General features: G+C 68.2%; 20 protein-coding genes and 1 pseudogene. 7 read left to right on the top strand and 14 right to left on the bottom strand.

Going from position 1 to position 24713, the window contains the following annotated elements; all coding sequences use genetic code 11:
* The 6 genes from NN4_RS32650 to NN4_RS32625 form a co-directional block, all read right to left on the bottom strand.
* Positions 1–586 (bottom strand): amidohydrolase family protein (locus NN4_RS32650; RefSeq protein ID WP_147139465.1); only part of this gene is annotated, 586 nt, incomplete at its 3' end.
* Entirely contained in the window at positions 583–1542 is a 960-nt protein-coding gene (locus tag NN4_RS32645) for an aspartate carbamoyltransferase catalytic subunit (RefSeq protein WP_147139463.1), read from the bottom strand. The genes NN4_RS32650 and NN4_RS32645, both read right to left, overlap by 4 nt.
* Positions 1539–2171, bottom strand: a complete 633-nt coding sequence (pyrR, locus tag NN4_RS32640) for a bifunctional pyr operon transcriptional regulator/uracil phosphoribosyltransferase PyrR (RefSeq protein ID WP_147139461.1) — start codon at positions 2169–2171, stop codon at positions 1539–1541. Before pyrR ends, NN4_RS32645 begins: the two co-directional genes overlap by 4 nt.
* Before the next feature lie 433 nt (positions 2172–2604).
* Positions 2605–3414 (bottom strand): CPBP family intramembrane glutamic endopeptidase, encoded by an 810-nt coding sequence (locus NN4_RS32635; RefSeq protein WP_186818741.1) that lies wholly within the window; start codon positions 3412–3414, stop codon positions 2605–2607.
* Positions 3415–3626: 212 nt separating this feature from the next.
* Complete coding sequence (locus NN4_RS32630; RefSeq protein WP_222595212.1) at positions 3627–5237, bottom strand: SMI1/KNR4 family protein; 1611 nt, start codon at positions 5235–5237, stop codon at positions 3627–3629.
* A gap of 277 nt (positions 5238–5514) precedes the next feature.
* Positions 5515–6360 (bottom strand): SAM-dependent methyltransferase, encoded by an 846-nt coding sequence (locus tag NN4_RS32625; protein WP_147139455.1) that lies wholly within the window; start codon positions 6358–6360, stop codon positions 5515–5517.
* A 129-nt stretch (positions 6361–6489) separates the two neighbouring features.
* Between NN4_RS32625 and NN4_RS32620 the strand changes: the two genes are divergently transcribed.
* Together NN4_RS32620 and NN4_RS32615 are read left to right on the top strand one after the other, a co-directional pair.
* Positions 6490–7116 (top strand): alpha-ketoglutarate-dependent dioxygenase AlkB, encoded by a 627-nt coding sequence (locus NN4_RS32620; protein WP_147139453.1) that lies wholly within the window; start codon positions 6490–6492, stop codon positions 7114–7116.
* 58 nt (positions 7117–7174) lie between these two features.
* Positions 7175–7552, top strand: a pseudogene (locus NN4_RS32615) (SgcJ/EcaC family oxidoreductase); the annotation flags it as partial.
* A gap of 102 nt (positions 7553–7654) precedes the next feature.
* Here NN4_RS32615 and NN4_RS45310 read toward each other — a convergent pair.
* Positions 7655–8497, bottom strand: a complete 843-nt coding sequence (locus tag NN4_RS45310; RefSeq protein ID WP_186818744.1) for a hypothetical protein — start codon at positions 8495–8497, stop codon at positions 7655–7657.
* 111 nt (positions 8498–8608) lie between these two features.
* Between NN4_RS45310 and NN4_RS32610 the strand changes: the two genes are divergently transcribed.
* Complete coding sequence (locus NN4_RS32610; RefSeq protein WP_135232047.1) at positions 8609–9322, top strand: HD domain-containing protein; 714 nt, start codon at positions 8609–8611, stop codon at positions 9320–9322.
* Positions 9323–9405: 83 nt separating this feature from the next.
* A complete protein-coding gene (locus NN4_RS32605; RefSeq protein ID WP_147139450.1) occupies positions 9406–10227 on the top strand; it encodes a CPBP family intramembrane glutamic endopeptidase in 822 nt (273 codons plus the stop codon).
* A 13-nt stretch (positions 10228–10240) separates the two neighbouring features.
* Here the strand turns inward: NN4_RS32605 and NN4_RS32600 are convergent, their stop codons facing one another.
* Complete coding sequence (locus tag NN4_RS32600) at positions 10241–10831, bottom strand: TetR/AcrR family transcriptional regulator (RefSeq protein ID WP_371865785.1); 591 nt, start codon at positions 10829–10831, stop codon at positions 10241–10243.
* Positions 10832–10902: 71 nt separating this feature from the next.
* Between NN4_RS32600 and NN4_RS32595 the strand changes: the two genes are divergently transcribed.
* Positions 10903–11883 (top strand): quinone oxidoreductase family protein, encoded by a 981-nt coding sequence (locus NN4_RS32595; RefSeq protein ID WP_246181203.1) that lies wholly within the window; start codon positions 10903–10905, stop codon positions 11881–11883.
* A 37-nt stretch (positions 11884–11920) separates the two neighbouring features.
* On the opposite strand, the gene NN4_RS32590 is transcribed toward NN4_RS32595, so the two are convergent.
* Complete coding sequence (locus tag NN4_RS32590; RefSeq protein WP_147139446.1) at positions 11921–13156, bottom strand: FAD-dependent oxidoreductase; 1236 nt, start codon at positions 13154–13156, stop codon at positions 11921–11923.
* A 117-nt stretch (positions 13157–13273) separates the two neighbouring features.
* Positions 13274–13834 carry a DUF4334 domain-containing protein gene (locus NN4_RS32585; protein ID WP_147139444.1) on the bottom strand — a complete coding sequence of 187 codons (561 nt, stop codon included), beginning with the start codon at positions 13832–13834 and terminating at the stop codon, positions 13274–13276.
* 198 nt (positions 13835–14032) lie between these two features.
* On the opposite strand from NN4_RS32585, the gene NN4_RS32580 reads away from it, so the two are divergent.
* Positions 14033–15100 (top strand): hypothetical protein, encoded by a 1068-nt coding sequence (locus NN4_RS32580; protein ID WP_147139442.1) that lies wholly within the window; start codon positions 14033–14035, stop codon positions 15098–15100.
* Position 15101: 1 nt separating this feature from the next.
* On the opposite strand, the gene NN4_RS32575 is transcribed toward NN4_RS32580, so the two are convergent.
* Positions 15102–20855: a WD40 domain-containing protein gene (locus NN4_RS32575; RefSeq protein ID WP_147139439.1), complete on the bottom strand. Its 5754-nt coding sequence runs from the start codon at positions 20853–20855 to the stop codon at positions 15102–15104.
* A 27-nt stretch (positions 20856–20882) separates the two neighbouring features.
* Here NN4_RS32575 and NN4_RS32570 point away from each other — a divergent pair, with 27 nt between their 5' ends.
* Positions 20883–22151 (top strand): ArsB/NhaD family transporter, encoded by a 1269-nt coding sequence (locus NN4_RS32570; RefSeq protein WP_222595211.1) that lies wholly within the window; start codon positions 20883–20885, stop codon positions 22149–22151.
* On the opposite strand, the gene NN4_RS32565 is transcribed toward NN4_RS32570, so the two are convergent.
* From NN4_RS32565 to NN4_RS32555, 3 genes are read right to left on the bottom strand one after another with little or no spacing between them, the layout of a single operon-like run.
* Complete coding sequence (locus NN4_RS32565; protein WP_246181202.1) at positions 22148–23020, bottom strand: inositol monophosphatase family protein; 873 nt, start codon at positions 23018–23020, stop codon at positions 22148–22150. The genes NN4_RS32570 and NN4_RS32565 overlap by 4 nt on opposite strands.
* Positions 23002–23688, bottom strand: a complete 687-nt coding sequence (locus NN4_RS32560; protein WP_147139436.1) for a hypothetical protein — start codon at positions 23686–23688, stop codon at positions 23002–23004. The genes NN4_RS32565 and NN4_RS32560 overlap by 19 nt, the downstream gene beginning before the upstream one ends.
* A complete protein-coding gene (locus NN4_RS32555; RefSeq protein ID WP_135232058.1) occupies positions 23688–24578 on the bottom strand; it encodes a hypothetical protein in 891 nt (296 codons plus the stop codon). Before NN4_RS32555 ends, NN4_RS32560 begins: the two co-directional genes overlap by 1 nt.
* Positions 24579–24713 lie beyond the last annotated feature (135 nt).

Here is a 24713-nt window from a genome sequence, read left to right as displayed (position 1 = left end):
TGGGGCCCTCGTGCGCGATCGCGCCGACGGTGAGCCGTGGCTCCTCGGCGTGCTGGGCGATCAGCACGCCGAGGGTGTTCGCGTATTCCAGCGCGCGACGCATGAGCAGCGGGTCGTAGACGCAGTGGCCGTCGTCCGAGAACATCCGCACCGCGCCGACACCTGCTGCCATGGTGCCCATCTCGGCGAGCTGCTTGCCTTCGAGGCCGACGGTGACCGCGCCCACCGGGTACACGTCGACCAGGCCGACCTCTTGCCCGCGCCGCCACACGTGGTCGGTGACGACCACCGAGTCGGCCACCGGGCTGGTGTTGGCCATCGCGAACACCGCCGTGTAACCGCCCAACGCGGCTGCAGCGGAACCGGATTCGATGGTTTCGGTGTCCTCGCGGCCCGGCTCGCGCAGGTGCGTGTGCAGATCGACGAAGCCGGGCAGCAGGATCTGGCCGGCGGCGTCGATGACTTCCACGTCGTCGCCTGCACCGAGATCGGTACCGATCTCTCGGATCACACCGTCAGCGACCAGCACGTCGACCGGTTCGCCCTCGCCATAAACCAAGGCGCCCTTGATCAGAAGCTCGCTCATGCCACCGCCTCCTGTGTACCGACCAGCAGCCGGAACAGGACGGCCATGCGCATGTGTACTCCGTTCGTCACCTGTTGCAAGATCGCGGCCTGCGCCGAATCGGCCACCGGCGACGCGATTTCCATGCCGCGCAGCATCGGGCCGGGATGCAGGACCGTCGCATGCTCGTCCAGCAGCGCCAGCCTGCGCTCGGACAGTCCGTAATTGATCGAGTATTCGCGGGCCGACGGGAAGAAGCCGCCGTTCATCCGCTCCGCCTGCACTCGCAGCATGAGAACCGCGTCGGCGCCGGGCAATTCGGCGTCCAGCGAGTGCGCGATCCTGGCGGGCCAGGCGTCCACCCCGACCGGCAGCAGCGTGCGCGGCGCGACCAGCACCACCTCCGCACCGAGGGTCGCCAGCAGGAAGACGTTCGAGCGGGCCACCCGGCTGTGCAGGATGTCACCGACGATGACGACTCGCTTGCCCTCGATATCGCCGAGCCGCTGGCGCAGGGTCAGCGCGTCGAGCAGCGCCTGGGTGGGGTGCTCGTGCGTGCCGTCACCCGCATTGATGATGGCTGGGCCGGAGGTGCGGCCCGACTGCACCGCCCAGGCGTCCATCCAGCGCGCGATCTGGTGTGCCGCACCGGAAGCCGGATGCCGCACGATCAGCGCGTCGGCGCCCGCGGCGTGCAGGGTGAGCGCGGTGTCGCGCAGCGATTCGCCCTTGGAGACCGAGGAGCTGCTGGCGCTGACGTTGATCACGTCGGCGCTCATCCACTTGCCCGCGACCTCGAACGACACCCGGGTGCGGGTGGAGTTCTCGTAGAACACCGTCATCACGGTGCGTCCGCGCAGGGTCGGCAGCTTGTGCACCTCGCGGCCGAGCAGCGCCTGCTCGAAACGTTCGGCCTCGTCCAGGTACTCCGTCGCGGTGGCGCGATCCAAATCGCCGACCGTCAAAAGATGCCTCACGACTCAACCTCCTGGCGCAGGTAAACGCCGTCGCGGCCGTCGTGTTCGGTGAGCAGGACCGAGATGTCTTCGGAGCGCGAGGTGGGCACGTTCTTGCCCACGTAGTCGGCCCGGATCGGGAGTTCGCGGTGGCCGCGGTCGATGAGCACCGCGAGTTGCACGGCGCGCGGACGGCCGAGGTCGCGCAGCCCGTCCAGGGCGGAGCGCACGGTGCGGCCGGAGAAGAGGACGTCGTCGATCAGCACGACCAGCGCGTCTTCGATGCCGCCCTCCGGGACCGAGGTGCGCTCCAGCGGCCGGTGCGGCCGGGTGCGCAGATCGTCGCGGTAGAGGGTGATGTCGAGCGAGCCGAGGGCCGGGCGGACGCCGGAGAATTCCTCGATCTTGTCGGTGAGCCGCGCGGCCAGCGATGTGCCCCTGGTGGGGATGCCGATCAGCACGACGCGTGGCGCGCCTTGCTCGCCCGCGTCCAGCGCGGTCTTCTCGATGATCTGATGCGCGATGCGCGCGATGGTCCGGCTCACATCGGAAGCCGACAACAGCTCCCGCCCCGCCTCCACCCCCTCGGGGGTGTGTCGCTGCGATGTCTCGGCAGCGCCGGACTTGGCGGCCCGTTCGGGCACGGCCATGCCGACCTCCTTCCCCGCCTCACCGGACGGTCCGTTAAAGGATGTCTTACGGCAAGCAGCGTAACAGCGGCCGAAACCCGGCTTTCACCAGGTGTAGCGCGGTGTGAGCGGGGCCACGGCCGGGCTGTGAGCGGGGCCACGCACGATCATGCGCGGACGCGATGATCAAGTCGGCTGCCCGTCCCACCGGTTGCTCCGGTCTCATCTGCACAATGCACGGTCATCGCCGGAAACCTGATGGTGGCACCACCTTTGACCATCCGCGTCGAGCGGAACAGTCGGCTGTGCGGCCGTGGCCGTGCGCCAGCAAATTTTCCATCCGGAACCCGAACACGTACCGCTACGGTGCCCGCCACCGCCTAGCGTCAACCCGCCGGCAGGCTGCGTCGTGGCCAGACGGTCCTGCGGCTGAGTGGTCCATGGATCTGGCCTATCAGCCATCGACAGTTGTGGTAGCCGGCGATGCCGCCCGGTCGCGTAGTGGCCCAAGAACATATGCCAGGACTGCGGCCAGGGTCAGGAGCGCTCCGCCGAGAATCAGGACGATCGGCTCGCCGTAATCCGGTGTCACCACAGCGGTTACATTGAGCATGGCGTGAAACAGAATCGCGGCCAGGACCCCCTGGCCGGTTCGGTTGTGCAGCCAGACGATCAGCACTCGCCCGGCTACGGTCCCGACGAACCATCCGGAGATCCACCAGAACCCGTGCCCGACCTGCGCGAGCGGCACCAGATGCCAGACCGCCCAATAGATTCCGAGGGCAATGCCCGCCCACACCGGACCCCAGCGCCGCTGCAGCGGATCGGTCGCGTAGCCGGTCCAGCCCAGTTCCTCGCAGGTCGCCGAGAACAACGTTGCGATCAGCACGAAAGGCAACGCCGACAGGGCAATTGGGAGACTCGCGCCGACCGCGTCCAACCCCCGGGCGATCCCGTAGGCAGCTATTCCGGCGACTACGGGCACCCCCGCCGCCACGAGGTACCAAACCTTGTGCGGTGCGGCCGAATAGTCGAACGCGCGCCGCAGCAGCGCCCAGACCGCCTTTCTGCCTTCGTCCCGGCGGACGAGGAACACCGCCGCGAGTACCGGCACCAGGAACATCGCCGCGCTGGCAGGCAATTCCAGCGCACCCACCCGCACACTGTCGACGAACGCGCCCAAGACGAAGAAAGGCAACGACATCGCGGTGACCAACGTCAGGAACAGCAGCGGACGCCGGTCGGAATCCAGTTCAGAACCCATCGCACCAGCTTGCCGCATACGAAATCGCCGCCGAACCCGAATTATGCAGTGAGTTCCGTGGCTGGGGCGGCTGTCGACTCATCCGCACCTGCCGCGACGCAGAGGTGGGTCGGCCGCCGAAACCTGTTGGCCGACAGCGCTTCCCAACGCGCGCCATGGCCGCTACCTGCGCTCGCCGTACTGGCTGGGCCGCACCCTGGATCATGCAGGAATCAGTCGTCGGTCAACTGTTTGCGAAACTCCTGCCGCCAGTGGGGGTCCTGACGCAGCCCCACGACCAAGCCCAGGGCTTCCCGGGCCGGCAGGTTGAGCGCGTCGGCCAGGGCGCGGGCGGCCATGGCGCGGTCCTGCCAGAGGGACCGGTCTTTCCAGTCGGCGTATATCACTTGGGCCTCGGCGTGCACGCGGCGCAGGCGCAGGTCAAGGGCGGAATCGTCGGTAATGCCGGGGTGATCCTCCTCGCTCAGCACGGACAGTGCGGCAGTGACCTCGGCATAGGTGTCGAGTCCGGTCTCGGTGGCCAGTGACGACATCTGTGTGGCGAGTACGCGGCGCAGGCGCTCGGGCGTCGCGGCGTCGACGAGGGCGGCAAACCGGTCGGGCACGGGTGTCTTGAAGTTGTCCTCCGGGTACCCGAAGTTGTTGTCCGGGAGCAGGGGAAGGATCCGCGCGCTGTCGAGTTCCCCCGCCAGGCCGGGCGGGGGCAGGGGGATGCCACAGCGGCGAACGACCGCGTCACACACCGCCAGCAGCCGTTCCCGCCGCTGCTCAGGTGTGGGTTCCGGAACGGGCGACGGCAGACCGGGGAAGACCTCGAACGGGTCGCGCGCGCCGTGTGGGACGGGCGGTCGGGTGTCGTACCTCGTCACCAGTTCGCCGTTGTCGACAAGGGCGACCGGGGTCGTGCCGTCCTCCCAATAGCTCACGGACACCGCGCGGGTGCCACCGGACACACGGCGCAGCACCTCGTCGCGTATGCCCTCGAAAAGATGAAGACCTTCCTCGATGCCGAACGCCCACCCGCCGTGGGCTCCCACGCGGACCACCGGCAGCAGCACGCTAGCGTCCTGCCGCTGTTCTAAAATCGCGGCCTCCTCCCGCCACCGTGGGCGTCGGGTCTCGGGGAACGCGCCGAACCGGCGCAGGAGTTCGGTCTCGTCCAAGTCCTGCGCGAAGGTCAGGCAGAAATTGTCGTAACCGCTGGGCCAGGTCTGGTTCGGCGTGGCGTGGGAAGTCGTCCGGCCTGGCGCGGCGGTGGCCGGGTCGGCGAGCGCGAGGTCGAACAGGGACCGAGGCTCGGCGCGCGGTTCGGGAGCGTGCTCCCACAGCAGCATCCCGTCGTCGACGACAGGCACATACGACAGCCCCACCGTTATGGCGGTTCCGCCTTCGAGGGATTCGGCGATCTGTTCCAGGAAGGCCGCGAGGCTTCCCCATTCTCCGAAGCTCACGGTATCGGCCTCCCGCTGCCAGCCCACCGCGCCGAAGGACTCGCCTCGACGGCAGTCCACGACCAGCCCGTCCGCACTGATATCGCGGGCGAAGGGTACGAAATCGTGGTGCCAGAAGCCCTCCATCACCGGGTCGTCTTCGTACCTGGCCCACGACTCCTGTTGGCTCCGACCCGAGGAGAGGATCTGGGCGAGGGTGTAGGGCTCGAAACCGGGGAAGCTGAACCCGCCCTCCTCTGGGGAGACGTAACCCCGCGACCCGGGCGAGACTCCGTCGTGGTGGCGCAGATAAGCGATCAGATCCGTGGGGAACTCCACCTCCAACTCGGTAGCTGCGGCGGCGATGGCCTCCCGTGAGGCGGGTGGGCGCAAAGATGCGAAGGTACGCGGCGCATGCGCGGCGAGCCATGAGTCGATCCGTCGCCAGGACTCTTCAATGGAGCTAACGTGCATCGTCCGATCATCACAGCCACCTCTGACACCGATGCCTGCCCGCAGGCCACGGTCGGTAACCCTCACCTACCGGCAGGCACTGGCCTGTCGGCCCACAACGCCCTGTATGGCTGCTTACTGCGCGCTGGTCAACGACCGGAGCGGTTGGTGGACAAGGCCTTCCAACGCGCAGCTTTGTGAGCGGGGCCACGCTGGATCATGCACGCACCGCGATGATCAAGCCGACCCCTGGGTTGTCCACCGGACGGCCGAGCGGTGCGACGAGTTCGGCCCAGCTGCGGAAGGTGGTGTGCCACCCGCGGTCCGCGAGCCATTCCTCGGCGTCGGGACCCAAGCCGGCGAGCCGGTCCTCGCCTTCGTGCCCGGCGCGGACGAGCCGGCGGAGTTCGCTGTACTGGGCGGGGTTTTCGTCGACCGCGAACCGGAGGACGTCGAAACGGCTTGCCGGAGCGGAGAGCTCGGTCAGCCTTTCGGCGAGCCGCAGGGCATCCGCGCGGGACAGGTATCCGAGTACGCCTTCGTCGACCCAGTGCGTCGGGACGTCGGGCTGAAAATCATTCGCGCGCAGCGCTTCTGCCCAGTCACCCCGTAGATCGGCGGCAACCACCCGACGATCGCAGGTCGGCACGGCACCCGCCAGGACCGGCTCCTTGAACGCGAACAGCTCCGGCAGGTCGAGCTCGAAGAAGCGAATGTCGGCCGGCAAACCCAATCGGAATGCGCGCGTATCCAATCCGGCGCCGAGCACCACGACCTGCCGACAACCCTGCGCCACCGCCTCGGTCACCTGATCGTCGATCAGCCGGACAGTGACCGTCCGGCCCTCGAAGAAGGTGTCGGCCAGCGCTTCCAGCTGCGCCCAACGCTGCGCGCCGTCCTCGGTCTCGAGGAAACCGCTGCGGGCGGCCGCGACGAAATTCCGGGCCAGTGGATCGTCGTACAGCCGGTCCGGCCGATCCGATTCCCGCACTCGGATTACCGCGACTCCTATCGCGGTCATCGCAACCCCCGCCATCGGCGCTTCCGGTCCAGTTCCGCTCATCGTCCGCTCCCCTTCGTGTCTACCGGCCCCGCCAGTTAAGCGAATGGCGTGCCGCTACGCCCGAGGATCGAGACCGCCACGTCCGATCAGCGCTAGCACATATGTTCGATTACGGGTAGATTCGCTGACATGTCGACACCGCTGCAGGGATCACTGCTCGACGGGTTCGGTGATACCGAATTCGGGTCGCTGCGCGCCGCGCGGCGCACGGTGCTGGACCACGGCGCCTGGGTGGACGTGCTGCCCGGGTGGCTGTCGGGTGCCGACGCGCTGTTCGACCGGCTGGTCGACGACGTGCCATGGCAGGCCGAACGGCGGCCGATGTATGACCGCGTGGTGGATGTGCCGCGGTTGCTCAAGTTCTACGAGGAGCACGAGCCGCTGCCCGATCCGGCACTGGCCGACGCGCGGCAGGCGTTGAGCGAGCACTACCGGCGCGAACTCGGCGAGCCGTTCCGCACGGCCGGGCTGTGTTATTACCGCGACGGACAGGACAGCGTCGCCTGGCACGGCGACAACTTCGGCCGCGGCGCGACCCAGGACACCATGGTGGCGATCGTGTCGATCGGTGCGCCACGCGCACTGTTGCTGCGCCCGCGCGGCGGCGGCGAGAGCATCCGATACCAGGTGGGGCACGGCGATCTGCTGGTGATGGGCGGCTCCTGTCAGCGCACCTGGGAGCACGCCGTGCCGAAAACTCGGAAGCCGACCGGTCCGCGGATCAGCATCCAGTTCCGCACCCGCGGCGTGCGCTGAAGACGGTGCACGCCGCTGGCCTTGACATGAACCATTGTTGAGGTTGGAGGCTGATCCCATGAACACGGAGACCTTTCAGCCGCCCATGGTCAGCGACACGACCGTCGACCACACCGCCGATATCGCGGCCATCGAGCAGATCATCGGCAATGTCGAGACCGCGTACAACACCAACGACGCCGAATTGATGACCGCCGACTTCACCGCGAACGCCGCCGTCGTCAATGCGGTGGGCGCACTGCTGACCGGACGCGACGCGCTGCTCGAAGCGAATCGTCGTGGGCTGGCCGGATTCTTGAAGGACCAGTACGTCCGCTACGAGGTCACCGACATCACCTTCCTGCGCCCCGACGTGGCGGTCGCCCACAAGGTGGCGCGGGCGACCACGGCCGACGGCGAGCTGATCGATCTCGACCACGCGATGATCGCGCTCTACGTCCTGATCAAAGAGGACGGGCGCTGGTGGACCGCAGCCAGGCAGAACCACCTCCCCCAACGGCGCAGCGCCGCAACAGCACCGAGGGGTGCGGCGCTGCGCCTAGTTGGGTGCGGGTTCGGGGAGGCGCGGGAGGCGATTACGACGCAGGGCGGCGGCGTGGGCCCAGATGGCGCGTTCGTCATCCTCGGTGATGGGTCCGTAGTGATCGGGCCCGAGGATGTCCATGCGGGCGCGACGGGCGGTGGTCACCCGACTGCGGTAGTCCCGAAAGATCTGCACCTCACCGTTGGTTTCCGGGTAATCCAGATAGTGATAGTCCATGCCGAAGTAGTCATAGGTGCCCAGAGTGGCGAGACTTTGCGCCAGCTCACGCAATTGGTCGGCCGCGCCGAAAAGGGTGACCAAGCCGCCGATCCGATCCACCCGCAGCCAACCGGTGGGCTGCGGCAGGTAGTGGTCGAATCGTTCGCTCACGACCTTGGCACGCCACGCCCGCACCTCGTCGACCGCCCCGTTCAACCCGAAGGTCTGCCAGCGCACGGTGCCTTCGGAACGTTCGCGGAACGGCAACCGGCGCCGCAACGCCACCGCCGCCGCCCTGGTGAAGACGGTCAGCTCGGACGGCACGAACACAATCGGATCCGACGGCGCACCGTCGAACGGATTCGAGTCCAGCTGCGCCGGATCGAGCACGACCAGGGTGCCCGGCCGCCGCTGATACGCCAGCCCCCACACCAACCGTGCGAGCACCCGCGCACCGCGCCAGTCGGTCAGCACATGCCAGGTGTCGTGAAAACGGTTGGTGGCGAAGCGGAAATCGCTGCCGGGGCGCAGGCTGACGACGGTGTACACCCGTCCGTCGAGCACCATCGTGCGCCGGTGCAGCTTCAACATCTCGTCGGTGGCCGAGCAGTGTCGCGGCCGCTTGTCTTGCGCGGCCACGTGTACCTCCGGTTCCTGCCTCGCGTTCCATTCAGGACACCACGGCCCCACCGGCGGCGGCAACGGATTTTTACCGCGACGCCGAGCGCGGTGCGCCGTTAGATTGACAGCATGAGCAATCCTGGGGCGGGGGTCTTGGCCGTGATGCCGCTGCACACGATCAGCGAGGTCTACGGCGAGGCCGGGCTGCGCGAACGATTACTGCTGGAGATCGCGGACCTGCCGGACGCCGACCGGCTCACCGACGCGCTCGACCTGGCCACCGAACTCCACCGTGACGACCGCTACGGACGCGAACCGTATCTCAATCATCTACTGCGCGTGGCCATCCGGATCATCAGCCACTACCGGGTGCGCGACGGCGATCTGGTCGCCGCGGGCCTGTTGCACGATGCCGTCGAGGATCACCCCGTGGAACTGGCCGGCGACCGGCCCGGTCCGGCCACCGCGGCGGCCCTCGCCGAACTCGCCGACCGCTTCGGCGAGCGGGTGGCCGAGCTGGTCGCGGCCGTCACCAATCCCGAACCGGACCCGTCGATCGACCGGCACCTCCAATACCGCGAACACGTCGCCGCCAATCTCGAGCAAGCCCCGTGGGCCAGGATCATCAAGCTCTCCGACTTCACCGACAACGGGGTGGGCATTCTGTATGCGACCGAGCCCGCCATGCACAAGCTCGCTGCCAAATACCGTCCACTGACCGCCATCTACCGCGACCTCGTCACCCGAGCGGACACACCCCTGGACGACGAGGTGAAGCAGCACATCCTCGGCCAACTCGACAGCGCGGACGAACGTTTCGACGCCATCCTCGCCCCGGAGTGACTTCGACGGCGGGTCTCGTCCTTTCGGATGACATTCGGTCCGCCGGGTCGGCACGATAGCGCGCCGATGGCATCGTGAGGCGCATGCGACTTCGAAGGGCCGGCGGACTCCTGCTGACAGCGGGGGGCTCGGTGTACCTGGCCGCGGTGGTGACGCTGATCGCGACGGGGCACACGATGATGCGTGTCTCGGCCACCTCCGACGACACCGTGGCGCTGTGGATTGCCGTCCTGACGGTGGCCGGCGGGCTGGCGGTCGCCTGGCTGGTGCCGCCGAAGCGACGCGACGACGTCCTCTTTCCGACCGCCGATCCACGCGCGGTCGAACGTCAGGCGTGGTGGCTCCTCGCGCTCGGGCTCGCCTTCGCGGTCGGCTTCTACCTCTCCCCCGGTGGCGACCTGTGGTTCGTCGGCTTGAAACTGCTTCTGCTGGTGACCATTCCGCTGCTGTACCGGTTGGTGGCGGGGCGCGAGTGGTATCGGATCGACACACAGGGCCGATGGCTGCGCCCGATGCCCGCAGTAGTGACCTTCCTGGCCTTGTTCACCCTGTTCGGTCGGCCATACACCGGTCCGCCTCCGGATCTCATCGCGGTGGTCGGAGTGTTCTTCCTGAACGCGGTGCTGGAGGAGATCTTCTACCGGGTCTGGTTGCAGACCAGACTGGAAGCCACGGTCGGACGCTGGCCCGCGATCGTGGTCTCCTCGTTGATATTCGCCGCCTGGCACGTAAAGATCCACGGCGGCAACGGTTTCGGCATCGACCTCGCCGCCACCTTCGTCCACGTCGGCGGTTACGGCCTGTTCCTCGGCTACCTGTGGTCGCGGTACCGGAATCCCTGGTTGCTGTTCCTGGTGCACGGCATCATCAATCTGCCGCTCGCGATGATTGCCGCAATGTTCTAGCGCACAGCATCTTTCAGGGCCGACGCAGCACGGATTCGACGAGTTCGCGCACGGCGCCGAGCAGCCGGTCGGTCGCACCGGAGCGGACCATGGTCGGCACCAGTTCGCCGCCGATCGTGGCGAGAAGCAACCTGCCGACCACCTGGGCGTCGAGATCGGGGCGGGCTTCGTGCAGTAATGCGGTGATGTGGTTGTCCCAGAACGCGTGGAACTCGCCGGTGCGCGGGTGCGGCGGCACCGTGCGATAGGCGACCATCAACTCCGAGTTCTCGATCACCAGTCGTGTCATCGCGTCGAAATAGGCGAGCAGTCGCGCGTCGGCCGGTGCGCCGGGCCCCAAAGGTGGCGGCCCGCTGGTGATGGCGTCCATCAAGGTGAGTGCGCTCTCGGCGACCATCTCGTGCAGCAGTCCCGCGCGGTTGCCGAAGCGGTGAAAGATGGTGCCCTTCCCCACCCCGGCCGCGGCGGCGACCCGGTCCATGGTGATCGCCTCGGCGCCGTGTTCGGCCAGCAGCGCGGTCGTCGCGTCGAGAATCGCACGCCGGTTGCGCGCGGCGTCGGCCCGTTCCTTCGGACGCCCGTCGGTCATCACACCCGCTTTCATTGACAAACTTGACCGCCGGTCCATATCGTTGCCGGAGCAACTGGACCGATAGTCAACTTATGGAGTTCATGATGAAGGCAATCGTAATGACGGGGACCGGCGGACCCGAGGTATTGGTCCTCGAGGAGGTTGCGCCGCCGCAGGCAGGTGCGGGTGAGGTCGTGATCCGCGCCGAGGCCATCCCGGTCCTGTTCCCGGAGACCAAGCTGCGCTCCGGCGAGTTCCCTATCGGTGCCGAGCCGCCGCTGGTCTTCGGTTTCCAAGCCGCCGGCGTGGTGACCGAGGTGGGCGCGGAGGTGGATCCCGCACTGATCGGCCGTCGCGTGACAGTGGCCACCATGGGTTTTGGCGCTTACGCCGAATTCGTCAGCGCCCCAGCAGATTCCGTAACGCCGATCCCGGACGGCCTGTCCTCGGTGGACGCGGCGGCGGTGCTGATGAGCGGGTCGGTGGCGTTGCCACTGCTGGAAACGGCCCGGCTCACCGGCACCGAAACGGTGCTGATCGAAGCCGCCGCAACAGGTATCGGCAGCTACCTCACCCAGCTCGCCGGGGAGTACGGCGCCGCGCGCATCATCGCCACGGCGGGCGGTCCCGCGAAGATCGAACAGGCACGCAAGCTCGGCGCGGACGAGGTGATCGATCACAACGACCCCGAATGGCCGACGCTACTGCGCGAAATCCTCGGTGGCGCAACGCTCGACGTGGTCTTCGACTCGATCGGCGGCAGCACCGCCCGCGATCTCCTCGACCTCATGACGCCGCTGCACGGCCGCATGCTCAGCTACGGCTGGCTCTCCGGCGCCCCCGCCCAGCTGAGCGCCGCCGATCTGATCACCCGCGGCCTGACTCTCACTGGTTGCGCGGGCCCCGCCTGGCTGGCCCGGGTCGCCGCTGCCCACACCGCGACTTTGGACCGCGCCGCGGCAGGAGGTCTGGATCCGCTGGTCGAGACGGTGCTGCCGCTGGACCAAGCAGCACACGCCCACCAGCTCATCGAGAGCCGCACACCACTGGGCAGGATCATTCTCCGCCCGGACTACGAATTGTAACCGGGGAGTACCGCTCGGCGGAGACCTGCGCGGGAGGTCAGCTGGGGGCGCGGCGGGCGAAGGCTGGGGCGTGCTCCGGGAGAACGCCGCGGGCTATCAGGAATGGTGGGATGCTGCGCACCACGGGGATTCGGCGCAGCACGCGGACCGGCAGTGGGGCTTGCGGGGCGTTGGCGATATTGATGCCGCCCTGGAGCGCCGGACGGAGCACCCGGGCATGCAGAATCCGTTGCATGCCTTGAGTTACCACGGTCGGCAGGGTGCGTCGACGCTGCACCTTGGCCAGGTCGCGGGTGCTCACGGATTTCGAGAGCAGCGGCGCGGCAAGGATTCTCGCGGCCGCGACGGCGTCCTGGACGGCCAGGTTGATGCCGACGCCACCGACCGGGGACATGGCGTGCGCGGCGTCGCCGATGAACAGCAGTCCCCCGCTGTACCAGGTGGTCAGGCGGTCGAGCTGGACGTCGAGCAGCTTCACCTCGTCCCAGCTGGTGAGCGCGTCGACCCGATCTTTCAACCAGGGCACCGCGTCGGCCATGGTGCGCATGATCTCCTCGACCGGCCCCCGTCGCGCCACCGCGTCGGTGCCCTTGGCGATGAGGGTGGCGCACTGCCAGTAATCGCCGCGGTCGAGCAGGACCGCGGCGCGGTGCGCGGTGACGATCGGTACCGCGCCGGCGGGGTCGATCTCGGTGCGCGGCAAGCGGAACCACCACACGTCCATCGGCGTCGGCCAATTCCGGGACGGCAGGCCGGCGGCGCCGCGCAGCACCGAACCGCGCCCGTCGCAGGCAACGGTGAGGTCCGCGCGGATCTCGCCGGTGCCGCCGTCGGTGGTCCGATAACCGACGCCGGCGACCTTGCCGTCCGACCAGATCAGCTCGGTCGCTTCGGTATTCATCCGCAGCCGGAAGGTCGGCTCCTGCTGGGCGGCGCGCGCCAGCAGGTCGAGCAGGTCCCACTGCGGCACCATGGCGATGTACTTGTGCTTGCCGGGCAGATCCCGCAGCGAGGCGAACGTCTGCAACCCGGAGGCGGTGGCCAGCTGTATCTGTTCCAGCTTGCGCGACGGCAGTTTCGCGAATTCCGCACCGAGCCCGAGCTCGTCGAGCAGGTCGAGGGTGGTGGGATGCACGGTATCGCCGCGGAAGTCACGCAGAAAATCCTTGTGCTTCTCCAGCACCGTCACCTCTACGCCGGCCCGCGCGAGCAGCAATCCGAGGATCATCCCGGCCGGTCCCCCGCCGACCACCAGGCAGGTCGTGTGCTCCATCGACTGTCCCTCCTCGGTCGGTGCCGCAAGGTATCGCCTGTGCTGGAAATGCTACTGCCTGTGGCTGCGCGCCGGGCCGAGATGCGCTGTCGCGGATCGAAACTCGGTCGTCCCGGTTCAGGAGGTGGATTCCTGCCACAGGATGAAGAAGTACGGTTCGGCCAAACCGCGCATATCCATCACACCGAGCAGCGTGTGCGCGTCGACCCGCCGGAAGTGATCGATGATCGGCAGGTGGTCGTAGATCATCGCCGCACTGAGCACGCCGCGATACTCCACATTCCGCAAACGCGCTGTCGGCCGGTGCGTTTGGAAGGCGAACCGTAGGTAGCCGAGCATTTTCTTCCCGGCCCGCACGCCCGCCATCGGCACGCGTCCCGCCAGACCGAGCGGCACCCGCCGCGGATCCACCGGAAACACCACGCCGTCGGCGGCGAACAGCAGCGGATGCACGGTATCCGCGTCGTCGAACTGCTTGCCGTACCACCCCGACGCGACCAGCACACCGGCGAACGGATGCCCGGTGTCCAGCTCGTCACCTTGCCAGCGTCCGGTAGTGATCTCGTCGAACGACACCGCGGGCAGGCTGTCGAACAACGCCGAGGCCTGCTCGGGGGTGCAGCGATGAGCGCGGAGTGCCGCCAGCGCGGCCGCTGCCGTTCCGTTCGTGTCGGCCATGTCCGATCTCCTCACTGTTGCGATGATGCAACACTAATTCTATCTCTGTGTCGGAGCCGCCCGGGGTGCGCGGGGCGGAACGGGACTGGTCTGTCGGGTTATCCGTTGTGCCGCTGGGCGAATCGCCGGGCATAGCGACTGGCAGACGATTACTCTGAGGTCGTCTGTCGGGGCCCGCGGGGTGGAAAGAGAGCGCAGATGGGGCGTTTTTCAGCGCAGCTGCGAACCGATCTCGAGTGGATCAAATCCAATGCGGAAAGCGTGGTCGCGGTGGCGCTAGCCGTGACCATGAGCGTATTAGGCCTCGTCGACGTGATTCCCACCGATCTGGTCAGCAAGGTCATTCCGCTCACGCTCGGTGTGGTCGCCTATGCGATGCTCCGGGACCGGTGGCGCCAGGAATCGGTGAACGCGGAAATCCGGCAGACGATCACCGAGGTCGCGGGCACTTTGCGCGAACTGCATGAGCGGGTCGCCACCCTGACACCCGTCGAGGGCGTGCTGGAACGAACCCAGCGCACACTCGACGACCTGGCCGCCGTCCGCTTCGCCGTCGGCGCCGAGGTCTCGGAGGCACTTGCCAAGGCACGGCAAGGCACCGAACGCTGGACGTTCAAAGGTGGCACCGGCGCGCACACACGCGTGGTGACGCTGCCCGACTGCCTCAAGCAGGCCCATCACGACGGCCGGGATTTCCACGCGCGCATCGAGATCCTCGATCCCACCGATCTCGATGTCTGCCACCGCTATGCGGCGCTGTATCGAACGCTGGCCGAAGGCGCGAACGACGACGCGCTCACCTGGACCGCCAAAGGCACCCAAATCGAGTTGTACGCAACGATTCTCGCCGTCTGCTGGTATAAACAGCGGCTGCGCCAATTCCTCGATATCGAGATCGCGCTCACCTCGAGCGTGTCGATGTTTCGCTGGGATATGTCCTCGCGCTATCTGATCGTCACCCAACGCGGGCCGCGCTTTCCGGCGATGATCGTGCAACGCGGCCAGCCCTACTACGACTCGTGGCGCACCGAGTTGCAGACCAGCTTCCACGAATGCCGTCGCGTACCCATCGAACTGGCGCCCCGGGTTCCGCTCGATCAGGAACCGACCGTCGCGGAGGTACGGACGCTGTTCGAGGTCCTCGGCCTGGACATTCCCGACGACTACGACGACGCCGACGTCCAGGTGATCATCGAAAAGGCGCTGCGCGACAGCAATCCGTTCCTGCGCGGCGCCGGGGACAATCTGGCGCGCGGCGTCGCCTAGCTCAGAACGGCGCGTCCAGCGGTATCTGCCCGACCTCGGGCAGATAAGGATCCAGCTCCCCGGATTCGAACCGCGCCATGCCGATCACATGCCAGAACTGACCCGCGGTATTGCCCTCGAACTTGTACCGCCCGTCGGGGGCGAGCGCCGCCCACCCCTCGGACAGTCCGAGCAGTTCCGCGCGAATGGTCGGCGCCGTCTCCGGGTCCGGATAGTCGCCGCCCGGCACGGTCCACAGAATCGTGTTGCCGTCGTCGCCACCACTGGCCAGCAGCCGCCCGGACGGGTGGAAGGCCAGCGACCACACCTGCCGCTTGTGCCCCTCCATGGTGTGCAGGTGCCGCCCGGTTGCCATGTCCCACAGGCGAACCACCAGATCTTCGCCGCCGGTGGCCAGGATGCCGCTCTGCGGGTCGACCGCCGCCGCCCACACGCGGCCGGTGTGCCGGGTGAGCTCGTGCAGGCAGGCCCCGGAGTCGGCATCCCAGATGCGCACCGTCTTGTCCCAGGAAACGCTCGCCACGCGGTCACCGTGCAGGACTACGGCATACACCCGATCGCGGTGCCCGTGCAGTTCGCGCAGCAGCCTGCCGGATTCGACGTCCCACAGCCGCACCACAGCATCGTCGCAGCCGGTGGCCATGGTGGCGCCCTCGGCGTCGAAGGCGATGGACCGCACCCGTCCGTGGTGCTGCGAGCACACCATGTGCAGCGCGCCGGTGGTCCGCGACCAGATGATCACCGTGTCGTCGTCGTTCGCGGTGGCCACGTACTGATCGGTGGGATCGAAGGCGATCGCCCAGACCGGCGCGGCCTCGACATTGATGTGCCGCTGGAACAGACCGGTGTCGAGATTGAGCAGGCTCAACCGCCCGTCGTTGCCGACCACCGCGAGCTGCTGCGGCTGCACCGGACTGAACAGCGCCGTTTCGAAGGTGATCAGCCGGTCCTCGCTGCCGACCAGACGCCGGATCTGCTTGGCCGTCACCGGATCCCACAGCCGCACCACGCCGTCGTTGCCGCCTGCCGCGAGCAGCGTGCCGTCCGCGTTGAACGTCACCGACCGGACCTGCCTGCCGTGCCCGGTGAGCACGTGCCTGGAGCCGCCCGTCACGGGATCCCAGAGCCGCGTGGTGAATTGGTCGTCGGTGACCGCGAGCTGCCCGCCGTCCGGCCGGAAGGCGAACGGCCAGATCGAGCCGGTGTGCGCGGTGATCCGGTGCCGCAGTTCGGCGGTCGCGCTGTCGCGCAGCGTGAGCAGACCCGCGCTGTCACCGGCGGCCAGCAGGTCGCCGGTCGGATCGAAGACCACCCAGTAGATGGCCGCGTTGTGGTCGGACGGCGCGTGCCGCACCTGACCGGTCTCGACATCCCAGAGGCGCAGTCCCCCATCGGTATCCCCGCTGGCCAGCAGCGGCAACCGGGGATGGAAGGCCAGCGTGTACACCCGTCCGGTGTGGCCGGGCAGCTCACGAACCAAGGTGCAGCGCACCGGATCCCAGAGCGCGACCAGGCCGCGGACATCGCCGACCGCGAGCAGATCACCCGCTGGATTGAACGCGACCCGGAACACCGAACCCGGAGCGCCGACGAACTTGCCGCGCTCCCGACCGGTTTCGGCATCCCACAGCCGCACCACACCGTCGCGATACGCGGCGGCGACCACGCCGTCGTGAAAAGCCAAGCTGTAGATCAACTCTCGGCTGCCGTCTGCGGGAACGCATTCGTGCCGCAGGTCACCGCCGGGTAGCGACCACAGCCGCAGCATGCCCTCGGCATCGCCGGTGGCCAGCAGGTCACCCGCGCGGCTCAGCATGACCGGCCACGGCCATTGGCTGTGGCCGTGCAGGATTCGGCGCAGCTCGCCGGTCGTCACGTCCCAGAGCCCGACGGTGCCGTCGCTGGACCCGCTGATCAGCACGGTGTCGGTGTAGGCGACCGCGAACGAGCGATTGCGATGCCCCTGCAACGTGCGCAGCGGCAGCCCGGTCTCCGAGTCGCAGATCAGCACGCCGCCGTCATCGCTGCCGATGGCCAGGGTGCCGCCGTCCGGGCTGTAGGCGACCGGCTGCGGCAACCGGCCGTGCCTGGCATGGAATCCGTGCCGGACACCGATCGATGCAGGGGCGAATTCGGTCCTGGCCTCCGAGCCGGGCACCAGGGCGGCGCCGCGCAGATCGGTGCCCGCCGGCGTGCCGACGACATCGAGCAGTGCCGCGCGGTTCCAGCGACTACCCGGTGCGCGCGACCCGGTCAGATCCGCGCGGGCCAGCCGCGCCCTGGTGAGATCGGCGTCGGTGAGGTCGGCGCCGACCAGACTCGCCTCGTCCAGGCGGGCACCGACCAGCCGGGCACCACGCAGGATCGCCCGGTCCAGGTTCACCCCGACCAGCCGGGCGCCGGACAGATCCGCGCCGGTCAGATCGACCTGCTGCATGTCGCGATAGGACAAATCCTCACCGGCCAGCACCGCGCCGCGCAGGTCGGCGGTGGGCGCGGTGCGCAGCCGGGTGGTCAGCCGGATCGCGTTGGTCCGGGAGACCTCGTCGGCGGCCGGGTCGTCGAGCACGCCGTCGGCCCAGGTGCGCGCGGACCGGATATCGGCCAGGTCGCACAGGAAGTCGATGGACAGCTGGGACAGCGGCGCGTGCGCGAGCTGCGGCGGTGCGGCGACACCAGCGGCGAACTGTTCGGCGATGTGGTTGGCCACCAGCCATTCCGGCACCGACGAGTGGATGAAGCCGAACAGGTTGTCCTCGGTCCGCACCAGCAGGCTGCCGGACCCGATGGCGTGCGTGGACTGCTGCACCGACATCCGGTTCGCGCCGGTCATCTCCACCAGATGCTGTGCCACCTCGGTCAATTCGGCCAGCCGCAGGTACGGCTCGCCGGTCTCCCAGATGCGCAACGCGAATTCGGTGACGGCGAGCCACAATTCGTGCAGGCCGAGACCGGGCAGCGAGCCCGCCGTCGCGGCGGTGCGATCGGCCTCGTAGGACAACCAGGATTCGAGGATCTCCCGATACAGCCCGGCCGCGCCGACGGTCTGCTGGGCGCCCGCCGCGGCCCGCAACCGCCGCTCGTCCAGATCGGCGATGAAGCTGAGCATGCGCGGGTTCTGGGCCAGGCCGAGCAGGTCCTGGATGCCGGTGATCAGCCGCATCCTGGCGTCGGCGCGCGGCACGTCGCCGCCGTAGCGGTTGGTGAGGAAGGCGTGCACCTGCGCGGGCGCGAACTCCTCGATGCTGAGGATCTGCCGATCCTGGAGCAGCCCGACCCGCTCCCCCAGCGCGGTCAGCACCTGCGCGCGGGACTCGAAATGCTGAGTGCGACTGGCCACAATGATCTTCGCCTTGCCGACCGCGGCTTGCAGCAGCGTCTCCAGATGGTCCGCGGCGAACTCGTAGCTGATCCGGGTGACGAGTTCGTCGAAGCCGTCGAACAGCAGCACCACCCGGCCCTCACGGAGCATGTAACGCAACGCTTTCAGGTCGATCCGGTCCTCGCCGTGGTTGGCCAGGTGCGCGGCGACCAGCGCGTCCACCGAATGCGTTTTGTCGAGGGTGCGCAGGTCGATCAGGATCGGGATCAGCGCGGGCATCGTCTCGGTGATGCGGCGGGCCACCTCGTGCAGCGCGAAGGTCTTGCCGCGGCCGAAGTCGCCGAGCACCAGGACGAATCGGCCGTGGTCGACGGCGACCAGGCGCAGCAGTTCGGCGACCAGGTCGTCGTGCACCGGCTGTTCGCCGTGCTCCAGCAGCCGGAAACGTTGCGGCACATAGAGATCCGGCGGGTAGCGGCGGTCGGTGCGCAACCGCTCCACCTGCTTGGCCAGGTACTCGTCCAGGTCGAGCAGGCCCTGGAATTCGGTGAAGCTGCGTACCCGCAGACCATGGCTGGCGGCTTCGTCGCGCAGCGAACGCGGCGGCGGCGCACCGCGATAGACGAGTTCGGAGCCGTATTCCGGGTCGTGGCCCAGGAATTCCTCGACCACCCGCCTGGTCATGTCGCCGACGTGCACGCCGACGCGCCACTGCGCGGTGACCTCGTCGCGCTGATGGGTGAGCAGCAGGTGCGGCGGATCGGTCTCGACGCGGCGGATCTTGGCCTCCGGATACCGGGTTTCGCACACCTCGACCACCCGTTCCAGCAGCCGCCCGTGCGGGTCGAGCACGGCGGGCGCCTCCAGGGCGGCGGGCTCGGTGAGCTCGTCCGGACCGGTGAGTTCGGCCGGTGCGTCCGAGGCCAGTGCCGCAACAGCATTCGTCCACGGCTCGGCCAGGCGTGCGGTGGGTTCCGCGGGATCCTTTGCGGTCGCGGAGAAACGGGCGAGGCCCTCGTGGGTCAGCTGGATGATCTCATCACGGCCGGCCGCGGCCCCGGGAATGACGGGCAGCCTGCCGTCCAGCCGATCCAGGTGCGGCCCACCGGGACCCGGGCCGTGCAGCAGCAGGTTCAGCCGGCCGCCGAGCAGCCGCGACAGGGTGTCCGCGTCGCGCAGCAGCGCGGGATCGCGGGGCGACGCGGCCGGGCCGGGCAGCGGGTCGTGCCGGACCACGCCGAGGCGGAGCCAGCCGCTCTCCTCGAACTGCCGCAGGCGCTCGGCGAACCAGGCGGCCTGGGGTTCGCCGATGCTCCCATAGTCGTCGTCGGGCAGGTGTGTCGCCGCCATGGTCGAGTTCAAACCTGCGACCACCACCCGCAATTCGGGGATCGGGAACAGCGTCCACGGCTGGCCGACGTCGAACACCAGATGGTCCAGACCCTGGTACAACTCGGCGAACAACCGCGCGTACTGCTCGAGCTTCGGGAAGTACGGCGGCTGCGGTTTACGATCGCGCGCTTCGCAATTCAGGAAGTAGGCGTGACACGCCACCTTGGAGACATCGTGATTGCCCGGTACCACGATCAGCCGGTCGGGTTCGAGTCCGAGCAGCACGCGCAACCCGGTCAGGAAGGTGAGGGCCTCGTCCACCTCGCGCGGGCGACCGGATTCGGTGACATCGCCGGTCACGACGATCAGGTCGGGTTTCGGCACGCCCTGACCGACCAGCTGGGTGACGTTCGCGTAGATGCGCGACTGGAGTTCGCGGGCGGTGCTCGGCTCGTCGGCGGCGAACAGGCCACGGCCGAAGCGGGGACCGGCCACGTGCAGCACGCTGACTCCGGAACGGTGCTCGTCCCGGTGCTTGCCACCCGGAAAGGCCGGGGCCGCAACGGGAGTACGCCTGCTCATCGGGGACTCGACGGTGCCTGCCGGGTCCTCTTCGCCGTAGCGGTCCGGTAGCGCGCCGACACCGAGTTCGTTCGGGAAGCGAGGTTCGATGTGCGGTTTGCCCCGGCCCGCGAGCAGGTGCCGCACCCGCTCCAGCAGGATGCGGCGGGCTTCCTCGTCGGTCGGCACACCCACCAGGTCGATGTAGGTGATGGTGGCGAGCAGCCCCTCCAGCGCGCAGTCGGCGACGCGGATCGGCAGCAGCTTGCCGGGGTCTGTCCGGAACGCGGCTTGCCATTCCATTGTCCCGTAACGCGATTGGAGGTAGTTCTCGGAGAGCACCGCGAGCACGACGGTCGAGTCGCGCACGCCGCGGTCCATGAAGTCGATGAAGTTGGTGCCGGGCACGAAGTCCCAGGCCTGGATCAGGGTGCGATATCCCGCGCTCTCCAACTGCCAAGCCAGCCACGTGGCCCATCGTTCGTCCGCCGGGGAATAGCTGATGAAGAAGTCCCGTGCCCGCCCACCCTGCTGTGTCACGCACCCAGTATGGCCCAGGCCAATAGCATGGCAGTTGTGCCCGAACAGGTCGACTCCTCCGAACGGAACCCTCCGGCGAGCGCCGCGGCGGCGGCCGAACGCCTGCACTGGGGTTTGAGCGTGCTGGACTGGGTCCGGATCGGGCTGCTGCTCGCCGGGCTGCTGTGCGTGCTCACTGGGCTGTTGCCGCGCGACGAGGCCGCCGACAACATGCGCCGGATCGGCCCGCTGCTGCTGTTCCTCGGCAGCGTGATCGTGCTGGCCGAACTCACCCGTCAGGCCAAGGTGTTCGACGTGATCGCGCACCGGCTGGCCATTCTCGGGCGGGGCTACTATCCGGCGTTGTTCGTGCTGTGCGTGCTGTTCGCCTCCGCCACCACAACGCTGTTGAACCTCGATACGACGGCCGTCCTGATCACCCCGGTCATGCTCGCGCTCGCCGCGCCGGCCCGCATCCCGCCGCTCCCGCTGGCCATCACCACCATCTGGCTCGCCAACACGGCCAGCCTGCTGCTGCCGGTCTCCAACCTGACCAATCTGCTCGCCGCCGACCGGGTCGCGCTCACGGCGACCGAGTTCGCCGCGAAAATGTGGGCGCCCCAGCTGGTTTCGCTGGCGGCGACGATGCTGTGCCTCTGGGTGTGGTACTGGCGGCGCGGACGCCGCGACAACGACCGCTACCTGCCGCCCGAGCCGATCCGGCCGCAGAATGCGAAGGAACGGGTGTTGATGTACACCACGGCGGGTGCCTGCCTGCTGTTCATCTTCGCTATCCCGTTCGTCGGCCATCGCATCGGCATCGCCGCGACCATCGCCGCCGCCATCGCGGTGCTCGCCTTCGCCGTCTTCGACCGCCCGTCGCTGCGCTGGGCGCTGTTCCCTTGGCGGCTACTGGTTTTCGTCGTCGGGCTATTCCTGGTGGTACCCACCCTCGGCCGCCTCGGCCTATCCGATCTGATGCACACGTTGATCGGGTCCGACTCGGGCGCGGCCGGTGCCTTCCGCGCGGCGGGCGCGGGCGCGACGCTGTCGAACATCGCCAACAATCTCCCCGCCTACACCGCGGGCGAAGCGGTCGTACCGCCGGAGAACCACAATCAACTGCTGGCCTTGCTCATCGGCACCAACATCGGCCCGATCGTCACCCCCTGGGCCTCGCTGGCAACGCTGCTCTGCCTGGAATTCTGCCGCACACACAACGTTCGAGTCCCCATGCTGCGCTTCGTGCTGACCGGACTCGGGCTCGCCGTTGTCGGCACCACCGGCGCTGTCGCGGCCCTGCTCGTCTTCGGCTAGTCGGGTAGACCGGTGACGGTGACCTCTGCCGCGGACTTCACCAGCAGCGTCAGTTCGGGGATCATCTCGGCGCTGCCTGCGATGAAATCCACTTCGCCGACGGGTAATTCGAGGCGCTCGTCGAGGGTGGTGCCGTCGAAGTCGGTGAGGTGCATGCCGGATTCGCGGGCGAGCAGGGCGCCGGCGGGGAGGTCGACGAGGCCCGCGCGGTAGCCGACGAAACCGTCGATGTCACCGTTGCTCAACATGACCCAGCACAGCAGCGGGGACCAGAGTTGGATCAGGCGGCGGGACGCCGACTCCAGGGTGAGGCGCAGGGCGCGGGCGGTCGGGTCGGCGCGAGTCACCGGGTAACCCTGGAGCCACGCGAGCACCGGGGCGGCCGCGGGACGGCGCGCCGGATGCCACAGCGGGCCGTTCGGGCCGAAGGCGCCGCGGCCGCGGACGGCGGTCCAGGTGTGGTCGGCGATCGGCTCGTGCACCACGCCGAGGACCGGTGTCCCGTTGTGGCACAGCGCGATACCGACCGTGCAGACCGGTAGGCCGATGGTGATGTTGTTGGTGCCGTCCAGCGGGTCGACGACCCAGCACCAGGTGTCGTCGGTGCTGCCGAGGACGCCGGACTCCTCGGCGAGGATGCGATGGTCCGGGAAGACGCGCCGCAGATGGCCCAGGATGATCTGCTCCGCGCGCAGATCCAGGTCGGTGACCACGTCGCCGGTCGCGTCCTTGGTGTGCACGGTCAGCGCGCCCAGCAGCCCGGCCCGGATCGCGTGGCCCGCCTCGACCGCCGCCGTGACGGCCACCTCGGCCGCGATATCGAGCAAGGTGTCCGGGAGTACCTGGTTCATTACGTTGCCCGCTCGCATCGGTTCTCCAGTTGCTTCGGTAGCGGCTGATCCCGCAGGTGGGCCAGCACGGTGTGCGCGGCGCGCCGGGTCTCGGTGGGGGTGCACAGCGTGCGGTGCACCCAGTGGTCGCTGGTGGCGATCGTACCGAGCGACAGGTCCGGCCGGTCGCGATTGTCCTCGCCGAGCACCACCGTCGCCGCCTCGCCGTGCACATCGGACACGTGGAACGCACCGTTCGGAAGGGTGTATACCTCGCCCGAGTGGAAGTATTCGCGGGAGCGGGTCCGGTAGCTGACCAGCCGCTGCGTCGCCCGCACCAGGTCGCCGTCCGCGGTGCTCTGGATCTCGAACAGGCGATGCGTCGGACGGGCCGGCGCGCTGTCTATCTCGATGATCTCGTTGCCGACGGTGCCGTACAGCACGGTGCTGAGCAGATCCCAGCTGTGCGCGTGCACCTTCGAGGTGGTCGAGTCGTCGCGCACCCCCTCGGTCCAGACGTGCACGCAGATACCGAGACCGCCGCCGCGCCACGCGGGAAAACACAAGAACCCCAACGGATGCCGGACCGCGGTCAGCTCCGAGCTACCGTCGACGACACCCGCGAGCACGTCGCGGGCCCAGCGGCGCACCGCGGCGCCGGTGGCATCGGAACCGATCAACGTGCGGACGCGGGCATATTCGTTCACTAATACGGGTTCCTCGGCTGGAGCGCGCGACGCACGATGTCGGCGACGTCGCGATCGGTGAAAGCGGCCGGGAGTTCCAGCGAGAGCAGCTGGAACAGGCTGCGGACCTGGTCGACGGTCGGCTCGTCGGACAGCGGCAGTTCCTCGCTACGGCTCAGCGCGACCTGCCGGGTCTGCTTGAAGCTGGCGACCAGCTCGCGGTTGAAATCGCGGTAATACGGTTTGTCCCGCTCGAACATCAGCGCGGGCGTGTTCGGATTGTCCTGGGTGACGATCACGCAGCTGGACGACAGATCCCAGCGGAACGTCGTCATCACCGTCGACAAGCCGACGTCGATGGTCAGGAAGGTGAACCGCTGCCGGTACCAGCAGGCGGCCAGCACGGTGGCGAAGGCTTCCTTGCGGGTGCGCTCGGTGGTCCACGACTCGCCGGTGCGGTCGGCCTCGGGCGACAACGACGAACGGAACTGGGCGTAGGTCTTGCACAGCGCTTCGTTGGTCGGGTCGAGAATCTCCAATTGCACACGCAGCGGGCGTTGTTCGCGCCGGGCGTTCTCCACGCACTCGCGCAGCGTCACCGCGCGGATGTAGGTTCCGGTGCCGCCCTTGAAGATCCACTGCTCGGTGCCGCGCCGGGCGAGCGTGTGCGCGTGCCCGATCTCCGGACCGTAGAGCAGCTGCACCGAATTCGCGTCGCGCACAGCCTGAGCCGACAGGTGCCGATCGCGCAGCAGGGTGGTCGCCAGCAACGCGAGTACCAGGAGCACCGCCGCGTTGACGTTGTCCACGCTGATCACGTCGAGGACTGCGAGCAGGCCGACCACCACGGCGAGCACCAACGCGACCACACCGTCGACGTTGTTACGCAACCAGATCAGCAACCGCCCCATGCGGCCCTCCCCTCTATTCCCCCCAGGATAGAGGCAGCCGTCGACCCGCCGCGAAAGAAAGCGGAAGTAGTGCGCGCCAACACTCGGCAGGCTCACAAGTGCGCAGGCACAAGGCTTCCCTGCCGACGCAGCGTG

Source organism: Nocardia ninae NBRC 108245 (assembly GCF_007990755.1).
Taxonomy (GTDB): domain Bacteria; phylum Actinomycetota; class Actinomycetes; order Mycobacteriales; family Mycobacteriaceae; genus Nocardia; species Nocardia ninae.
Note: the sequence above shows the minus strand (reverse complement) of the source record. Positions and strands in the feature narration are given on the sequence as shown.

Excerpts from the sequence above, each read along its gene's own strand:
- pyrR (WP_147139461.1), bottom strand. The coding sequence starts at position 2,171 with ATGGCCGTGCCCGAACGGGCCGCCAAGTCCGGCGCTGCCGAGACATCG.
- NN4_RS32635 (WP_186818741.1), bottom strand. The coding sequence starts at position 3,414 with ATGGGTTCTGAACTGGATTCCGACCGGCGTCCGCTGCTGTTCCTGACG.
- NN4_RS32625 (WP_147139455.1), bottom strand. The coding sequence starts at position 6,360 with ATGAGCGGAACTGGACCGGAAGCGCCGATGGCGGGGGTTGCGATGACC.
- NN4_RS32620 (WP_147139453.1), top strand. The coding sequence starts at position 6,490 with ATGTCGACACCGCTGCAGGGATCACTGCTCGACGGGTTCGGTGATACC.
- NN4_RS32610 (WP_135232047.1), top strand. The coding sequence starts at position 8,609 with ATGAGCAATCCTGGGGCGGGGGTCTTGGCCGTGATGCCGCTGCACACG.
- NN4_RS32605 (WP_147139450.1), top strand. The coding sequence starts at position 9,406 with ATGCGACTTCGAAGGGCCGGCGGACTCCTGCTGACAGCGGGGGGCTCG.
- NN4_RS32600 (WP_371865785.1), bottom strand. The coding sequence starts at position 10,831 with ATGAAAGCGGGTGTGATGACCGACGGGCGTCCGAAGGAACGGGCCGAC.
- NN4_RS32595 (WP_246181203.1), top strand. The coding sequence starts at position 10,903 with ATGAAGGCAATCGTAATGACGGGGACCGGCGGACCCGAGGTATTGGTC.
- NN4_RS32590 (WP_147139446.1), bottom strand. The coding sequence starts at position 13,156 with ATGGAGCACACGACCTGCCTGGTGGTCGGCGGGGGACCGGCCGGGATG.
- NN4_RS32585 (WP_147139444.1), bottom strand. The coding sequence starts at position 13,834 with ATGGCCGACACGAACGGAACGGCAGCGGCCGCGCTGGCGGCACTCCGC.
- NN4_RS32580 (WP_147139442.1), top strand. The coding sequence starts at position 14,033 with ATGGGGCGTTTTTCAGCGCAGCTGCGAACCGATCTCGAGTGGATCAAA.
- NN4_RS32570 (WP_222595211.1), top strand. The coding sequence starts at position 20,883 with ATGGCAGTTGTGCCCGAACAGGTCGACTCCTCCGAACGGAACCCTCCG.
- NN4_RS32565 (WP_246181202.1), bottom strand. The coding sequence starts at position 23,020 with ATGCGAGCGGGCAACGTAATGAACCAGGTACTCCCGGACACCTTGCTC.
- NN4_RS32555 (WP_135232058.1), bottom strand. The coding sequence starts at position 24,578 with ATGGGGCGGTTGCTGATCTGGTTGCGTAACAACGTCGACGGTGTGGTC.